Origin of the sequence: Pseudomonas sp. VA159-2 (assembly GCF_024126635.1) — a bacterium.
Lineage (GTDB): Bacteria > Pseudomonadota > Gammaproteobacteria > Pseudomonadales > Pseudomonadaceae > Aquipseudomonas > Aquipseudomonas muyukensis.
The window spans coordinates 73,849-89,269 of record NZ_JAMYBV010000003.1 but is presented as its reverse complement, the minus strand read 5'-3'; the positions used below and the strand labels follow the sequence as shown (position 1 = coordinate 89,269).

Here is a 15,421-nt window from a genome sequence, read left to right as displayed (position 1 = left end):
TTCACTCCCGATGGTCGTGGGTCTGGGTGATACGGCCTTGTTCCACGTGGAACAAGGCGACTGGCGTTTCCGTCTGCCAGCCTTCCCTCAGAAATTCGTGGTCTACACAGGTGATGAACACCTGGCAGTTCAATTCTTCTAGCAAGCGGCACAGGGCACGGCGATGCTGCTCGTCCAGTTCGGACGGCAAGTCATCCACCAGATAAATACACTGGCCGCGGCGAACCTGGCTGACCAGATGCCCTTGGGCAATTCGCAGGGCACACACCACCAGCTTTTGCTGGCCCCGCGAAAGAATGTCAGCTGCGTTGTTCGCGCCCAATCGCAGGCGTAGATCGGCGCGCTGGGGACCGGCCTGGGTATGGCCCATCTGCTGATCGCGAAGCAGGGAGGTGGCGAGGACTTCGTTGAGTTCCCGGTCCTTATCCCAGCCGCGGTAGTAGCTCAGGGTCAGCCCGTCCAGTTCGACCAGCTCGCTCAGGGTCTGCTCGAAGACGGGCTTCAAGGCCTTGATGTAGTTGCGACGGTATTCATCTATTTCCGCACTGGCGAGGCAAAGCTCCCGATCCCAGGCGGCTTGCGAAACGGCGTCCAGTGTACCATGCCGCAGCCACGAGTTCCGCTGCCGCAGGGCCTTCTGCAGGCGCTGCCAAGTGGCCATGAAGCGCGGTTCCACGTGGAACACCCCCCAATCGAGGAACTGGCGGCGTACCTTCGGCGCGCCTTCCAGCAGCCTGAAACTGTCCGGGTTGATCAGTTGCAGCGGCAGCATTTCGGCCAGTTGCGCGGCACTGCGCGCATTCTGGCCGTCAATGCGAATGGTGAACTCACCTTGCCGCTCCCGCGAAACCCCAAGATTGCTGGTGCCACCCTCGGCCAGTTCGACCTGGCCGAACACTGTGCAGGTCGGTTGCTCGTACTGGATGACTGGGTTCAAGCGGGTACTGCGGAACGAGCGCGCCAGCCCAAGCAGGTGCACGGCTTCGAGCACGCTGGTCTTGCCACTGCCGTTGGCGCCGTAAAGGATGTTGATGCGGGGGGAGGGTGAGAGGGTCACCGGGTGCAGGTTTCGCACCGCGGTGACCGAAAGACGTCGAAGGGACATGTCGCCTGCTTAGGTTACAGACGCATCGGCATGACAACGTAGGACGAGTCGTCATTGCCCGCTTCCTGCAGCAAGGCGCTGCTGTTGGAGTCAGACAGAATCAGGCGAACCTGTTCGGTGGTCATGACACCCAGCACGTCCAGCAGGTAGCTGACGTTGAAACCGATCTCCAGCGAGCTGCCGTTGTAGTCTACGCTGATCTCTTCTTCCGCTTCTTCCTGTTCCGGGTTGTTGGCCTGGATCTTCAGCTGGCCGGCGGCCAGCTGCAGGCGAATACCACGGTACTTCTCGTTGGACAGGATCGCGGTACGGCTGAACGCTTCGCGCAGGGCCTGGCGATCACCGATAACCAGCTTGTCACCGCCCTTGGGCAGGACGCGCTCGTAGTCTGGGAACTTGCCATCGACCAGCTTGGAGGTAAAGGTAAATTCACCGGTGGTCGCGCGGATGTGGTGCTGGCCCAGGACGATGCTGACCATGCCTTCCGGATCGGTGAGCAGGCGTGCCAGTTCAAGGATACCCTTGCGTGGCACGATGACCTGGTGACGATCCGCCTGGCCAATCGGCGCCTGCATGGCACACAGGGCCAGACGGTGACCGTCGGTGGCAACGGCGCGCAGGGTATCGGTGGACACCTCCAGCAGCATGCCGTTGAGGTAGTAACGCACGTCCTGCTGGGCCATGGCGAAGCTGGTGCGTTCGATGAGGCGACGCAGCTTGCTCTGTTCCAGGTTGCAGGTCAGCGAGCCTGGGCCTTCTTCCACAGTGGGGAAGTCATTGGCCGGCAGGGTCGACAGGGTGAAACGGCTGCGACCGGCCTTGACCAGCAGCTTCTGCTCGTCGACCTTGATGTCGATCAGCACGTCGCTGGGCAGGCTCTTGCAGATGTCCATCAGCTTGCGCGCCGGGACGGTGATCTCGCCTGGCTCCGCAGGCTCTTCCAGCTGGACGCGGCCAACCAGTTCGACTTCCAGGTCGGTACCGGTCAACGACAGTTGCTGGCCTTGCACGACCAGCAGCACGTTGGACAGTACCGGCAAGGTCTGGCGGCGCTCGACGACGCCGGCGACCAGTTGCAGGGGTTTCAACAGGGCTTCGCGTTGAATGGTGAAATGCATGGTCTAGTCCCTTGCCTTCAATAAGCTGCGCAGACGGCCATCAGGTCGTCAGCGTACGCAGCAGGTTCTTGTAGTCCTCGCGGATGTCCGCGTCGGATTCCTTCAATTCATTGATCTTGCGGCAGGCGTGCAGCACGGTGGTGTGGTCGCGGCCGCCAAACATGTCGCCGATTTCCGGCAAGCTGTGGTTGGTCAGCTCCTTGGACAACGCCATGGCCACCTGGCGCGGGCGCGCCACCGAGCGCGAACGGCGCTTGGACAGCAGATCGGCGATCTTGATCTTGTAGTACTCGGCCACGGTGCGCTGGATGTTATCCACACTGACCAGTTTGTCTTGCAGCGCCAGCAAGTCCTTTAGCGACTCGCGGATCAGCTCGATGGTGATGTCGCGGCCCATGAAATGCGAATGGGCGATCACCCGCTTCAGGGCGCCTTCCAGTTCACGCACGTTGGAGCGGATGCGCTGGGCGATGAAGAACGCGGCATCGTGCGGCAGCTCGACCTTGGCCTGGTCGGCCTTCTTCATCAAGATCGCCACGCGGGTTTCCAGCTCGGGCGGCTCGACTGCCACGGTCAGGCCCCAACCGAAGCGCGACTTCAGGCGTTCTTCCAGGCCTTCGATTTCCTTCGGATAGCGGTCACTGGTGAGAATCACCTGTTGGCCGCCTTCGAGCAGGGCGTTGAAGGTGTGGAAAAACTCTTCCTGGGAACGCTCCTTGCGGGCGAAGAACTGGATATCGTCGATCAGCAGCGCATCGACCGAACGGTAGAAGCGCTTGAACTCGTTGATGGCGTTGAGCTGCAAGGCCTTGACCATGTCGGCGACGAAGCGCTCCGAGTGCAGGTACACCACCTTGGCGTTCGGGTTCTTCTTCAGCAGGTGGTTGCCCACAGCGTGCATCAAGTGGGTCTTACCCAAACCGACACCGCCATAAAGGAACAGCGGGTTGTAGCCGTGCTTGGGGTTGTCGGCCACCTGCCAGGCGGCGGCGCGGGCCAGCTGGTTGGACTTACCCTCGACGAAGGTTTCGAAGGTGAAGGTGCGGTTCAGGTAGCTGGTGTGCTTGAGCGCGCCCTCGACCTGCACCGTGCGCTGCTCGCTGCGCCCGCCGGTGGTCGGCGTTGGCGCAGGTTCGGCCATGCTGTCGAAACTGTCGCGAGAGGTCGGTTCCTCGACGGCCTCGGCTACCTGCGCCGGCTCGGCCACCGGCGCGCTGACCGGCTCGACCGGGCGCGCGACCTGGGCGCTCTGCTGCGCCTGTTGCGCGGCAACCGCGGCGCTGACCGGGGCATTGGGTGCGGCACGTGCCGCCGAGCTGCGGCGGCTGCCTATTAATAAGGAAAGGGCGGGGGCAATACCGCTGCCTTGTTCGCCGAGCAGCTCAAGCAAACGGCCAAGGTACTTTTCATTGACCCAATCGAGAACGAAGCGGTTGGGCGCATAGACGCGCAACTCGTCGCCTTCGGCTTCGACCTGTAGCGGACGGATCCAGGTGTTGAATTGCTGGGCAGGCAGTTCATCGCGCAGAAGCTCCACGCACTGCTGCCAAAGTTCCACTGACACGGATATCCCCTGAGTTGAAAGCCGGATGAGGCAAAAACAAACCGCCATTGTACCGGGCACAGGGTTACTTATCCACACGTGGCGACGGCCACAGGCAGGGTAAAGACGCCAAAATCAGACGGGAATACCGTTTCAGCGTGTGAATAAGCTCTGTGGATAAACGCACCTGAGGGCTATGCACAACCCTGAGTTCAACCCTGTGGATAAAACGCTTGTGGATAAACAGCCTTTTGCTGCACAGGTTGTACCCATGCCCAGCACAGTCACAGCACCCGTTACCGACAAGGTTTTGAAACTCTGTACATAGCATGGATATTGGGCTTAGCCTGGTTATCCACAGAAGGTTATCCACCTAAACTCTTTAAGATCTTCAGAAAAGCTTTTTATATGCCTCTTTGTTTTTTTCAGTAACCGGTGTGTCCGATGATCCAGTGCCCACTGCACGGCATTGGCCCACTCGACCTTCCATAAGGAAAGGCTGGTTGGAAATTGACCTATTGCCTTGCTTTCTCTAGAATCGCCGATCTCTTAAAAAGGGGGCCCTTCCGGCCCGTTGTCGACCAACCCAGGTAACACGCCATGAAACGTACTTTCCAACCAAGCACCATCAAGCGCGCCCGCACCCACGGTTTCCGTGCCCGTATGGCTACCAAGAACGGCCGCGCCGTACTGTCGCGTCGTCGTGCCAAAGGCCGTAAGCGTCTGGCCATTTGATTTTCCGGCACAGGTGGTGAGTCAGGACTTCAGTCGGGAAAAGCGACTGCTTACACCCCGGCATTTCAAAGCGGTCTTCGACTCCCCAACCGGCAAGGTTCCAGGGAAAAACCTGCTTATCCTTGCCCGCGAGAACGGCCTCGATCACCCACGCCTCGGCCTGGTGATCGGCAAGAAAAGCGTCAAGCTCGCCGTTCAACGCAATCGCCTGAAACGCCTGATGCGCGATTCGTTCCGCCTGAACCAGCAGTTGTTGGCTGGTCTGGATATCGTGATCGTCGCGCGCAAGGGGTTGGGCGAAGTGGAAAACCCAGAATTGCACCAACACTTTGGCAAGCTCTGGAAGCGACTGGTTCGCAGTCGGCCCTCTCCAGCGGTCAATGCCGATACCGCAGGGGTAGACAGTCACGATGCGTAAACTGGCACTCGTTCCGATCCAGTTTTATCGTTACGCCATCAGTCCACTGATGGCCAGTCACTGTCGTTTCTATCCCAGCTGTTCCTGTTACGCCTATGAAGCCATCGAAAACCATGGCCTCTTGCGTGGTGGGTGGCTGGCCGTTCGTCGCCTGGGGCGTTGTCATCCGTGGAACGACGGCGGTTTCGATCCCGTTCCACCAGCTCCTTCCTCCCGAACTTCTTCGATAGCCGAGTAATCATGGATATTAAACGCACGATCCTGATCGTCGCCCTGGCAATCGTGTCCTATGTCATGGTCCTCAAGTGGAACCAGGACTATGGCCAGGCTGCCCTGCCGACTCAGCATGCTGCCGCCAGCAATGCCACTGCGTCCCTGCCGGACAGCGTGCCCGCCAGCAACAACGGCGCCAACGCCGATTTGCCGAGCGTCGATGCCCAAGCCGGCAACACTGGCGTGGCGCCAGCGCCCGTTGCGGTCAGCAAGGACCTGATCCAGGTCAAGACCGATGTCCTGAACCTGGCTATCGACCCGGTTGGCGGCGATATTGTCCAGCTGACCCTGCCTAAGTACCCACGCCGTCAGGACCATCCTGAAATTCCGTTCCAGTTGTTCGACAACGGCGGCGAGCGTGTCTACCTGGCCCAGAGCGGCCTGATCGGCAGCAACGGTCCGGACCGCGCCAGCGGCCGTCCGCTGTATGCCACCGAGCAGAAGAGCTACCAGCTGGCCGACGGGCAAAACCAACTGGTGGTCGAGCTGAAGTTCAGCGAAAACGGCGTCAACTACATCAAGCGCTTCAGCCTCAAGCGCGGCGAGTACGACCTGACCGTCAGCTACCTGATCGACAACCAGAGCGCTCAGGCCTGGAGCGGCAACATGTTTGCCCAGCTCAAGCGTGACGCCAGCTCCGATCCGTCGTCGAGCACCGCCACCGGCACTGCCACTTACCTGGGCGCGGCCCTGTGGACAGCTTCCGAGCCGTACAAGAAAGTGTCGATGAAGGACATGGACAAGGGCGGTCTGCAAGAAAACGTGTCCGGCGGCTGGGTCGCCTGGCTGCAGCACTACTTCGTCACCGCCTGGATTCCGAGCAAGTCGGACAACAACGCCGTCCAGACCCGCAAGGACAGCCAGGGCAACTACATCATCGGCTACACCGGCCCGGCCCTGAACGTGCCAGCCGGCGGCAAGGTCGAAACCAGCGCCATGCTGTATGCCGGCCCGAAGATTCAGTCCAAGCTCAAGGAGTTGTCCCCAGGCCTGGAGTTGACCGTCGACTACGGCTTCCTGTGGTTCATCGCCCAGCCGATCTTCTGGCTGCTGCAACATATCCACAGCCTGTTGGGTAACTGGGGCTGGTCGATCATTGTCCTGACCATGCTGATCAAGGGCCTGTTCTTCCCCCTCTCTGCCGCCAGCTACCGTTCGATGGCGCGCATGCGTGCCGTGGCGCCGAAACTGGCCCAGCTCAAGGAACGCTTCGGTGACGATCGCCAGAAGATGTCCCAGGCGATGATGGAGCTGTACAAGAAAGAGAAGATCAACCCGCTGGGCGGCTGCCTGCCGATCCTGGTACAGATGCCGGTGTTCCTGGCGCTGTACTGGGTACTGCTGGAAAGCGTAGAGATGCGCCAGGCCCCATGGATGCTGTGGATTACCGACCTGTCGATCAAGGATCCGTTCTTCATCCTGCCGATCATCATGGGCGCCACCATGTTCATCCAGCAGCGCCTGAACCCGACGCCGCCGGATCCGATGCAGGCCAAGGTGATGAAAATGATGCCTATCATCTTCACCTTCTTCTTCCTGTGGTTCCCGGCTGGCCTGGTGCTGTACTGGGTTGTGAACAACTGCCTGTCGATCGCGCAGCAGTGGTACATCACCCGTAGCATCGAAGCGGCGACCAAGAAAGCTGCCGCTTGACGGGCAACCCGGTTTGCCTGTGAATAAAAACGCCCCCTAGTGGGGCGTTTTTGCTATCTGACGAATTCGTTGTAGAGGCTTTCGAGCATGAACACTGTGCGTGACACCATTGCCGCCATCGCCACCGCCCAGGGCCGTGGCGGGGTCGGTATCGTTCGCTTGTCCGGGCCGTTGGCCAGCCAGGCCGGGCTGGCCATCACCGGCCGCACCTTGACCCCGCGACATGCCCACTATGGTCCGTTTCGCGATAGCGACGGCCTGGTCCTGGACGAAGGCATCGCGCTGTTTTTCCCAGGGCCGAACTCGTTCACCGGTGAGGACGTGCTCGAGCTACAGGGCCACGGCGGCCCGGTGGTGATGGACATGCTGCTGCAGCGTTGCCTGCAGCTGGGTTGCCGCTTGGCGCGCCCGGGCGAGTTCAGCGAGCGGGCGTTTCTCAATGACAAGCTCGACCTGGCCCAGGCCGAAGCCATCGCCGACCTGATCGAAGCCAGCTCCACCCAGGCCGCGCGCAATGCCTTGCGCTCGCTGCAAGGCGCGTTCTCCAAGCGTGTGCACAGCCTGACCGAGGCGTTGATCGCCCTGCGCATCTACGTCGAGGCGGCGATCGACTTCCCCGAGGAGGAAATCGACTTCCTCGCCGACGGCCATGTGCTGCGCATGCTCGACGAGGTGCGCGACGAACTGTCCGGCGTGCAGCGCGAGGCCGGGCAAGGTGCCTTGCTGCGTGACGGCATGACCGTGGTCATCGCCGGTCGGCCGAATGCCGGCAAGTCGAGCTTGCTCAACCAGTTGGCTGGGCGTGAGGCGGCGATCGTCACCGACATTGCCGGCACTACCCGGGACATCCTCCGCGAACATATCCACATCGATGGCATGCCGCTGCACGTGGTCGACACCGCAGGGCTGCGCGATACCGACGACCATGTGGAAAAGATCGGTGTCGAACGCGCCCTCAAAGCCATCGGCGAGGCCGATCGGGTGCTGTTGGTGGTGGATTCCACCGCGCCAGAAGCCAGCGATCCGTTCGCCCTATGGCCGGAATTTCTCGACCAGCGCCCGGACCTGGCCAAGGTCACGCTGATCCGTAACAAGGCTGACCTCAGCGGTGAGCGGGTGGGGATGGAGCAGAGCGACGACGGTCACGTGACCATTACCCTGAGTGCCCGCGACAGCGACATGGGCCTGGAACTGCTGCGTGACCACCTCAAGGCCTGCATGGGCTATGAACAGACCGCCGAAAGCAGTTTCAGCGCCCGCCGCCGACACCTGGAAGCACTGCGCCAGGCCTGTGAGCACCTCGAGCATGGTCGCGCGCAGTTGACCCTGGCGGGCGCCGGCGAGCTATTGGCAGAGGATCTGCGCCAGGCACAGCAGGCGTTGGGGGAAATCACCGGGGCGTTCAGCTCGGATGACCTGCTGGGCCGGATCTTCTCGAGCTTCTGTATCGGCAAGTAATCCACAATTTGCGAAAAAACCAAGGCCGCTCCTTCAGGAGCGGCTTTTTTTTGCCTGTGATTCGCTCACGCAGGGCGTGCTTACCTCGCGAATTCCATCAACAGATGCAATTTGATGCGTATAAGCTCTGTGGAAAACTCGCCTTCAGCTCCGTTGATAACCAGGCTTTTTTTCTGAGGACAACCCCGCCTGTTGATAACCATTACTTTCATCCACAGCTTACACGCGGTTATCCAGACCCCTCAGGCCTATTGGGACACAGGGTTATGAAACCTTGCAGGCACCACCATTATTGGGCTTAAAGCAGTTATCCACATGTGGATAGGTGCCTAAGAATAAACATAAAAACAAAGCTTTTTTAAATTTTTCCTCTTTGTTTTCTTTTACCTGCCATTCATCCACAGCCTGGTCAAATTTTGTTCAGAAGGTTTATCGAAGGGGGCTTAGCCCCTATACTGGTCCGCTTCCCTTCTCTATTCGCAAAAACAGGCACGAGGTGCGTGGTGGATTTCCCTTCCCGTTTTGAAGTGATCGTCATCGGCGGCGGCCATGCCGGTACCGAGGCTGCGCTTGCGTCCGCACGCATGGGTGTGAAGACCCTGTTGCTGACCCACAACGTGGAAACCCTCGGTCACATGAGTTGCAACCCGGCCATCGGTGGCATCGGCAAGAGCCACCTGGTCAAGGAAATCGATGCGCTCGGCGGCGCCATGGCGTTGGCCACCGACAAGAGCGGCATCCAGTTCCGCATCCTGAACAACCGCAAGGGGCCGGCGGTGCGCGCCACCCGTGCGCAGGCCGACCGCGCCATCTACAAGGCGGTGGTGCGCGAGATACTGGAAAACCAGCCGAACCTGTGGATATTCCAGCAATCCTGCGATGACCTGATCGTCGAGCAGGACCAGGTCAAGGGCGTGGTCACGCAAATGGGCCTGCGCTTCTTCGCCGACTCGGTGGTGTTGACCAGCGGCACCTTCCTCGGCGGGCTGATCCACATCGGTCTGCAGAACTACTCCGGTGGTCGCGCCGGCGATCCACCCGCCAACGCCCTGGCCAGCCGCATGCGTGAATTGCCGCTGCGCGTCGGCCGCCTGAAAACCGGCACGCCGCCGCGTATCGATGGCCGTTCGGTGGACTTCTCGGTGATGACCGAGCAACCCGGCGATACCCCTATCCCAGTGATGTCGTTCATGGGCGACGCGCAGATGCACCCACGCCAGGTGAGCTGCTGGATCACCCACACCAATGCCCGCACCCACGAGATCATCGCCTCGAACCTCGACCGTTCGCCGATGTACTCGGGGGTGATCGAAGGCATCGGCCCGCGTTACTGCCCGTCGATCGAGGACAAGATCCATCGCTTCGCCGACAAGGAAAGCCACCAGGTGTTCATCGAGCCGGAAGGCCTGACCACCCATGAGCTGTACCCCAACGGCATTTCGACCTCGCTGCCGTTCGACGTGCAGCTGCAGATCGTCCGCTCGATCCGCGGCATGGAAAACGCCCACATCGTGCGCCCGGGCTACGCCATCGAGTACGACTACTTCGACCCACGCGACCTCAAGTACAGCCTCGAGACCAAGGTCATCGGCGGCCTGTTCTTCGCCGGCCAGATCAACGGCACCACCGGCTACGAAGAAGCCGGCGCCCAGGGCCTGCTGGCCGGGACCAACGCCGCGCTGCGCGCGCAGGGTCGCGAAAGCTGGTGTCCGCGCCGCGACGAGGCATACATCGGGGTACTGGTCGACGACCTGATCACCCTGGGTACCCAGGAGCCGTACCGCATGTTCACCTCGCGCGCCGAGTACCGGTTGATCCTGCGCGAGGACAACGCCGACCTGCGCCTGACCGAAAAGGGCCGCGAGCTGGGCCTGATCGACGACGCCCGCTGGGCGGCGTTCTGCGCCAAGCGCGAAGGCATCGAGCGGGAAGAACAACGTCTGAAGAACACCTGGGTGCGTCCAGGCACCCCGCAGGGCCAGGCCATTGTGGATAAGTTCGGCACGCCGCTGGCCCACGAGTACAGCCTGCTGAACCTGTTGGCCCGTCCGGAGGTCGACTACGCTGGGTTGATCGAAGCGACCGGTGGCGAGGTCATCGATCCACAGGTCGCCGAGCAGGTCGAGATCAAGACCAAGTACGCCGGCTACATCGACCGCCAGCAGGAAGAGATCGCCCGTCTGCGCGCCAGCGAGGACACCCGCCTGCCTGTGGATATCGACTACACCACGATTTCCGGCCTGTCCAAGGAGATCCAGGGCAAGCTCGAGCAGACCCGCCCCGAGACCCTGGGCCAGGCGTCGCGCATTCCGGGGGTTACCCCGGCGGCGATTTCCCTGTTGCTGATTCACTTGAAAAAACGCGGCGCAGGCCGCGAATTGGAGCAAAGCGCTTGAGTTCCCTGGTCACCCCGCAACACGCCGAAGAGTTGTCCACAGGTGCGCGCCAGCTCGGTGTCGAGCTGAGCGCGCAGCAGCACCAGTTGCTACTGGCCTACCTGGCCCTGTTGATCAAATGGAACAAGGCCTACAACCTGACCGCGGTGCGCGACCCGAACGAAATGGTTTCGCGCCATCTGCTCGACAGCCTCAGCGTCATGCCGTTTATCCACAACGACACCCAGCGCTGGCTGGATGTCGGCAGTGGCGGCGGCATGCCGGGCATCCCGCTGGCCATCCTGCACCCGCACAAGCAGGTGACGGTGCTCGACAGCAACGGCAAGAAGACCCGCTTCCTCACCCAGGTGAAGATGGAGCTGAAACTGGACAACCTGACGGTTATCCACAGCCGGGTGGAAGAGGTCCAGCCCGAGCAGCCGTTCTGCGGGATCATCTCCCGGGCCTTCAGCAGCATGGAGAATTTCACCAACTGGACCCGCCACCTGGGTGACGCCCGCACGCAATGGCTTGCAATGAAGGGGCTGCATCCTGCCGATGAACTGGTAGCATTGCCCGCAGACTTCACAGTGGAAAGCGAGCAGGCCCTGACCGTTCCAGGTTGCCAGGGCCAGCGCCATCTGCTGATACTGCGCCGCAAGGCATGACTGGGAACACACGCAACAATGGCTAAGGTATTCGCAATCGCGAACCAGAAGGGTGGTGTGGGCAAGACCACCACCTGCATCAATCTCGCCGCATCGCTGGCCGCGACCAAGCGTCGCGTGCTGCTGATCGACCTCGATCCACAGGGCAACGCCACCATGGGCAGCGGTGTGGATAAACACGAGCTCGAGCATTCGGTGTACGACCTGCTGATCGGGGAATGCGACCTGGCCCAGGCCATGCACTATTCCGAGCATGGCGGCTTCCAGCTGCTGCCGGCCAACCGCGACCTCACCGCCGCCGAGGTGGTGCTGCTCGAGATGCAGATGAAGGAGAGCCGCCTGCGCAACGCGCTGGCGCCGATCCGCGAGAACTACGACTACATCCTCATCGATTGCCCGCCGTCGCTGTCGATGCTGACGCTCAACGCCCTGGTCGCCTCCGATGGCGTGATCATCCCCATGCAGTGCGAGTATTACGCGCTGGAAGGCTTGAGCGACCTTGTGGATAACATCAAGCGCATCGCCGCTCGGTTGAACCCGGCGCTGAAGATCGAGGGCCTGCTGCGGACCATGTACGACCCGCGCCTGAGCCTGAACAACGATGTTTCGGCGCAGCTCAAGGAGCACTTCGGCGACCAGCTGTACGACACGGTGATCCCGCGCAACATCCGCCTGGCCGAGGCGCCGAGCTTCGGCATGCCGGCACTGGCCTACGACAAGCAGTCCCGCGGCGCCCTGGCCTACCTGGCCCTGGCCGGGGAACTGGTACGCCGCCAGCGCCGTCCATCACGCACTGCACAGACAACTTAAGGAATCCGCATGGCCATCAAGAAACGCGGTCTCGGACGTGGGTTGGATGCACTGCTCAGTGGTCCTTCCGTCAGCGCGCTGGAAGCGCAGGCTGTCAAGATCGACCAGAAGGAACTGCAACAGCTGCCGGTCGAGCTGATCCAGCGCGGCAAGTACCAGCCGCGTCGCGACATGGACCCCGAGGCGCTCGAGGAACTGGCGCACTCGATCCGTCTGCATGGCGTCATGCAACCGATCGTGGTCCGCCCGATCGGCGACAACCGCTACGAGATCATCGCCGGTGAGCGGCGCTGGCGCGCCACCCAGCAGGCCGGACTGGACACCGTGCCGGCCATGGTCCGCGAAGTGCCCGACGAAGCCGCCATCGCCATGGCGCTGATCGAGAACATCCAGCGCGAGGACCTCAACCCGCTGGAAGAAGCCCTGGCCTTGCAGCGCCTGCAGCAAGAGTTCGAGCTGACCCAGCAGCAAGTGGCCGATGCCGTCGGCAAGTCGCGGGTCACCGTGGCCAACTTGCTGCGCCTGATTTCGCTGCCCGAGGCGATCAAGACCATGCTCGCCCACGGCGACCTGGAGATGGGCCACGCCCGCGCCTTGCTCGGCCTTGGGGAAGATCGCCAGGAAGAAGGGGCGCGTCACGTTGTCGCACGCGGCCTCACCGTGCGCCAGACCGAGGCACTGGTGCGCCAGTGGCTCAACGGCAAACCTGAGCCGGTCGAATCGAGCAAACCTGATCCGGACATCGCGCGTCTCGAGCAGCGTCTGGCAGAGCGCCTGGGCTCCGCCGTGCAAATCCGCCATGGCAACAAGGGCAAGGGCCAGTTGGTTATCCGCTATAACTCGCTCGACGAGTTGCAAGGCGTGCTTGCTCACATCCGCTGAAACAATTCCCGTTGTAGCGCGCAGTCGGAAATCACTACCGAAGAGTTGAATAGGGGTTAATCCACCCCTATACTCTGCGCGCATTTTGTCGGCACAAATTATGCCAAGTCATTGCTGACGAGGCGGTCGACTTTCGAGGAGCAGTTGTGATGGAAATCCGCACGCCAAACCGCCTGCCTTTCCATCGCTGGGCGGTTTTCCCGGTTCTGCTGGCTCAATTTGTCGTGCTGCTGCTGGCAACCTTGGTGTTGTGGCAGTGGAAAGGGGCGGTCAGTGGATATTCAGGCCTTTGCGGAGGTTTGATTGCCTGGCTGCCCAATGTGTATTTCGCCTGGAAGGCTTTTCGCTTCAGCGGAGCCCGGGCGGCGCAGGCCATCGTCAAGTCGTTCTACGCAGGCGAGGCAGGCAAGATGATTTTGACGGCAGTGCTGTTTGCACTGACCTTCGCAGGAGTGAAGCCATTGGCGCCGTTGGCAGTATTCGGCGTCTTCGTGCTGACCCTTTTGGTCAGCTGGTTCGCGCCCCTGCTGATGAATAAAAGACTTTCGAGACCTTAGGGCGTTTGAGGCAACCATGGCAGAAGAAACCGCTTCGGGTTATATCCAGCACCACTTGCAGAACCTGACCTACGGTCAACTACCAGACGGCAGCTGGGGCTTCGCCCATTCGGCTGCAGAAGCCAAGGCAATGGGCTTCTGGGCGTTCCACCTGGACACCCTGGGCTGGTCCGTTGCGCTGGGTCTGATCTTCCTGTTCATCTTCCGCATGGCGGCCAAGAAGGCGACTTCCGGGCAACCGAGCGGCCTGCAGAACTTCGTGGAAGTGTTGGTGGACTTCGTCAACGGCAGCGTGAAGGACTCCTTCCACGGCCGTAGCCCGGTGATCGCCCCACTGGCGCTGACCATCTTCGTCTGGGTGTTCCTGATGAACGCCATCGACCTGGTACCGGTCGACTGGATTCCGCAGCTGGCCATCCTGATCTCCGGTGATCCGCACATTCCGTTCCGCGCCGTGTCGACCACCGACCCGAACGCGACCCTGGCCATGGCCTTCTGCGTATTCGCCCTGATCATCTTCTACAGCATCAAGGTCAAGGGCCTGGGCGGCTTCATCGGCGAGCTGACCCTGCACCCGTTTGGCAGCAAGAACATCTTCGTGCAGATCCTGCTGATTCCGGTCAACTTCCTGCTCGAATTCGTCACCCTGATCGCCAAGCCGATCTCGCTGGCACTGCGTCTGTTCGGCAACATGTACGCCGGCGAGCTGGTGTTCATCCTGATCGCGGTGATGTTCGGCGCCGGTATCCTGTGGCTCAGCGGCCTGGGTATCGTGCTGCAGTGGGCGTGGGCAGTGTTCCACATCCTGATCATCACCCTGCAAGCCTTCATCTTCATGATGCTGACCATCGTCTACCTGTCGATGGCCCATGAAGATAACCATTAAGACCGCCTGGCGTGTCTGATAGCCTTCCCCGCCGGTTTGGGGGGAGGGCTTAAAAAGTCCGCAAGGGCATGCTGTACCAAACGATTTGTTTTACCGCTTCAAACTAAAAACCTAACCAATACGACGTAAAAGTCGGGAGGAAAGATGGAAACTGTAGTTGGTCTGACCGCTATCGCTGTTGCTCTGCTGATCGGCCTGGGTGCTCTGGGTACCGCCATTGGTTTCGGCCTGCTGGGCGGCAAATTCCTGGAAGGCGCTGCTCGCCAGCCAGAAATGGTTCCGATGCTGCAGGTCAAAATGTTCATCGTTGCCGGCCTGCTCGACGCCGTGACCATGATCGGTGTTGGTATCGCTCTGTTCTTCACCTTCGCAAACCCCTTCGTTGGTCAGATCGCCGGCTAATCACTCGTTTTTTACGAGTTGATTGCTGTGATGAACAAAGACCGAGCGAGGTGTTGGCGTGAACATTAATGCAACCCTGATTGGCCAATCCGTTGCTTTCCTGATTTTTGTACTCTTCTGCATGAAGTACGTATGGCCTCCGGTCATTACTGCTTTGCAAGAGCGCCAAAAGAAGATTGCCGACGGCTTGGACGCTGCCAACCGCGCAGCTCGCGACCTGGAGCTGGCCCAAGAGAAAGCGGGTCAGCAACTGCGTGAAGCGAAGGCACAGGCAGCCGAAATCATTGAGCAAAGCAAGAAACGCGCTGCTCAGCTTGTCGAGGAAGCCCGTGAACAGGCCCGCGTCGAAGCTGACCGTGTGAAGGCTCAGGCTCAAGCCGAGATCGAACAGGAACTGAACAGCGTCAAAGACGCCCTGCGTGCCCAAGTGGGTGCCCTGGCCGTTGGCGGTGCTGAAAAGATCCTTGGCGCCACAATCGATCAAAACGCGCATGCGGAGCTGGTTAACAAACTGGCCGCTGAAATTTAAGCGAGGGCG

16 protein-coding genes are annotated in these 15,421 nt (G+C 60.8%); 13 read left to right on the top strand and 3 right to left on the bottom strand.

Annotated features, from left to right (window positions below):
• Window position 1: 1 nt before the first annotated feature.
• The 3 genes from recF to dnaA are packed head-to-tail and all read right to left on the bottom strand — an operon-like array spanning window position 2 to window position 3,787.
• On the bottom strand, window positions 2-1,105 hold the full coding sequence (recF, locus tag NJG22_RS04025) for a DNA replication/repair protein RecF (RefSeq protein ID WP_217851602.1): 1,104 nt from the start codon (window positions 1,103-1,105) through the stop codon (window positions 2-4).
• Between the two features lie 14 nt (window positions 1,106-1,119).
• A complete protein-coding gene (gene dnaN, locus NJG22_RS04020) occupies window positions 1,120-2,223 on the bottom strand; it encodes a DNA polymerase III subunit beta (protein WP_134689112.1) in 1,104 nt (367 codons plus the stop codon).
• A gap of 40 nt (window positions 2,224-2,263) precedes the next feature.
• A complete protein-coding gene (dnaA, locus tag NJG22_RS04015) occupies window positions 2,264-3,787 on the bottom strand; it encodes a chromosomal replication initiator protein DnaA (protein WP_253092748.1) in 1,524 nt (507 codons plus the stop codon).
• A gap of 579 nt (window positions 3,788-4,366) precedes the next feature.
• Here dnaA and rpmH point away from each other — a divergent pair.
• The 13 genes from rpmH to NJG22_RS03950 all read left to right on the top strand — a co-directional run bounded on the left by rpmH (window position 4,367) and on the right by NJG22_RS03950 (window position 15,412).
• Window positions 4,367-4,501, top strand: coding sequence for a 50S ribosomal protein L34 (gene rpmH, locus NJG22_RS04010; protein ID WP_003253163.1), 135 nt, complete (start codon window positions 4,367-4,369; stop codon window positions 4,499-4,501).
• 13 nt (window positions 4,502-4,514) lie between these two features.
• Window positions 4,515-4,919: a ribonuclease P protein component gene (gene rnpA / locus NJG22_RS04005; RefSeq protein ID WP_134689227.1), complete on the top strand. Its 405-nt coding sequence runs from the start codon at window positions 4,515-4,517 to the stop codon at window positions 4,917-4,919.
• A complete protein-coding gene (gene yidD / locus NJG22_RS04000; protein WP_011536514.1) occupies window positions 4,912-5,157 on the top strand; it encodes a membrane protein insertion efficiency factor YidD in 246 nt (81 codons plus the stop codon). The genes rnpA and yidD overlap by 8 nt, the downstream gene beginning before the upstream one ends.
• Before the next feature lie 2 nt (window positions 5,158-5,159).
• Window positions 5,160-6,845, top strand: a complete 1,686-nt coding sequence (gene yidC / locus NJG22_RS03995; RefSeq protein ID WP_253092746.1) for a membrane protein insertase YidC — start codon at window positions 5,160-5,162, stop codon at window positions 6,843-6,845.
• 87 nt (window positions 6,846-6,932) lie between these two features.
• Window positions 6,933-8,303 carry a tRNA uridine-5-carboxymethylaminomethyl(34) synthesis GTPase MnmE gene (gene mnmE, locus NJG22_RS03990; RefSeq protein WP_253092744.1) on the top strand — a complete coding sequence of 457 codons (1,371 nt, stop codon included), beginning with the start codon at window positions 6,933-6,935 and terminating at the stop codon, window positions 8,301-8,303.
• 503 nt (window positions 8,304-8,806) lie between these two features.
• On the top strand, window positions 8,807-10,699 hold the full coding sequence (gene mnmG / locus NJG22_RS03985; protein WP_253092742.1) for a tRNA uridine-5-carboxymethylaminomethyl(34) synthesis enzyme MnmG: 1,893 nt from the start codon (window positions 8,807-8,809) through the stop codon (window positions 10,697-10,699).
• Complete coding sequence (gene rsmG, locus NJG22_RS03980) at window positions 10,696-11,346, top strand: 16S rRNA (guanine(527)-N(7))-methyltransferase RsmG (RefSeq protein WP_253092740.1); 651 nt, start codon at window positions 10,696-10,698, stop codon at window positions 11,344-11,346. The genes mnmG and rsmG overlap by 4 nt, the downstream gene beginning before the upstream one ends.
• An 18-nt stretch (window positions 11,347-11,364) precedes the next feature.
• Window positions 11,365-12,156 (top strand): ParA family protein, encoded by a 792-nt coding sequence (locus NJG22_RS03975; protein WP_217851613.1) that lies wholly within the window; start codon window positions 11,365-11,367, stop codon window positions 12,154-12,156.
• A gap of 9 nt (window positions 12,157-12,165) precedes the next feature.
• A complete protein-coding gene (locus tag NJG22_RS03970) occupies window positions 12,166-13,038 on the top strand; it encodes a ParB/RepB/Spo0J family partition protein (RefSeq protein WP_134689119.1) in 873 nt (290 codons plus the stop codon).
• A gap of 149 nt (window positions 13,039-13,187) precedes the next feature.
• Window positions 13,188-13,595, top strand: a complete 408-nt coding sequence (locus NJG22_RS03965; protein ID WP_008092225.1) for a F0F1 ATP synthase subunit I — start codon at window positions 13,188-13,190, stop codon at window positions 13,593-13,595.
• 16 nt (window positions 13,596-13,611) lie between these two features.
• Complete coding sequence (atpB, locus tag NJG22_RS03960) at window positions 13,612-14,481, top strand: F0F1 ATP synthase subunit A (RefSeq protein WP_253092738.1); 870 nt, start codon at window positions 13,612-13,614, stop codon at window positions 14,479-14,481.
• Window positions 14,482-14,625: 144 nt separating this feature from the next.
• Window positions 14,626-14,883 (top strand): F0F1 ATP synthase subunit C, encoded by a 258-nt coding sequence (gene atpE, locus NJG22_RS03955; RefSeq protein ID WP_003097235.1) that lies wholly within the window; start codon window positions 14,626-14,628, stop codon window positions 14,881-14,883.
• A 58-nt stretch (window positions 14,884-14,941) separates the two neighbouring features.
• Window positions 14,942-15,412 carry a F0F1 ATP synthase subunit B gene (locus NJG22_RS03950; RefSeq protein ID WP_023383136.1) on the top strand — a complete coding sequence of 157 codons (471 nt, stop codon included), beginning with the start codon at window positions 14,942-14,944 and terminating at the stop codon, window positions 15,410-15,412.
• Window positions 15,413-15,421 lie beyond the last annotated feature (9 nt).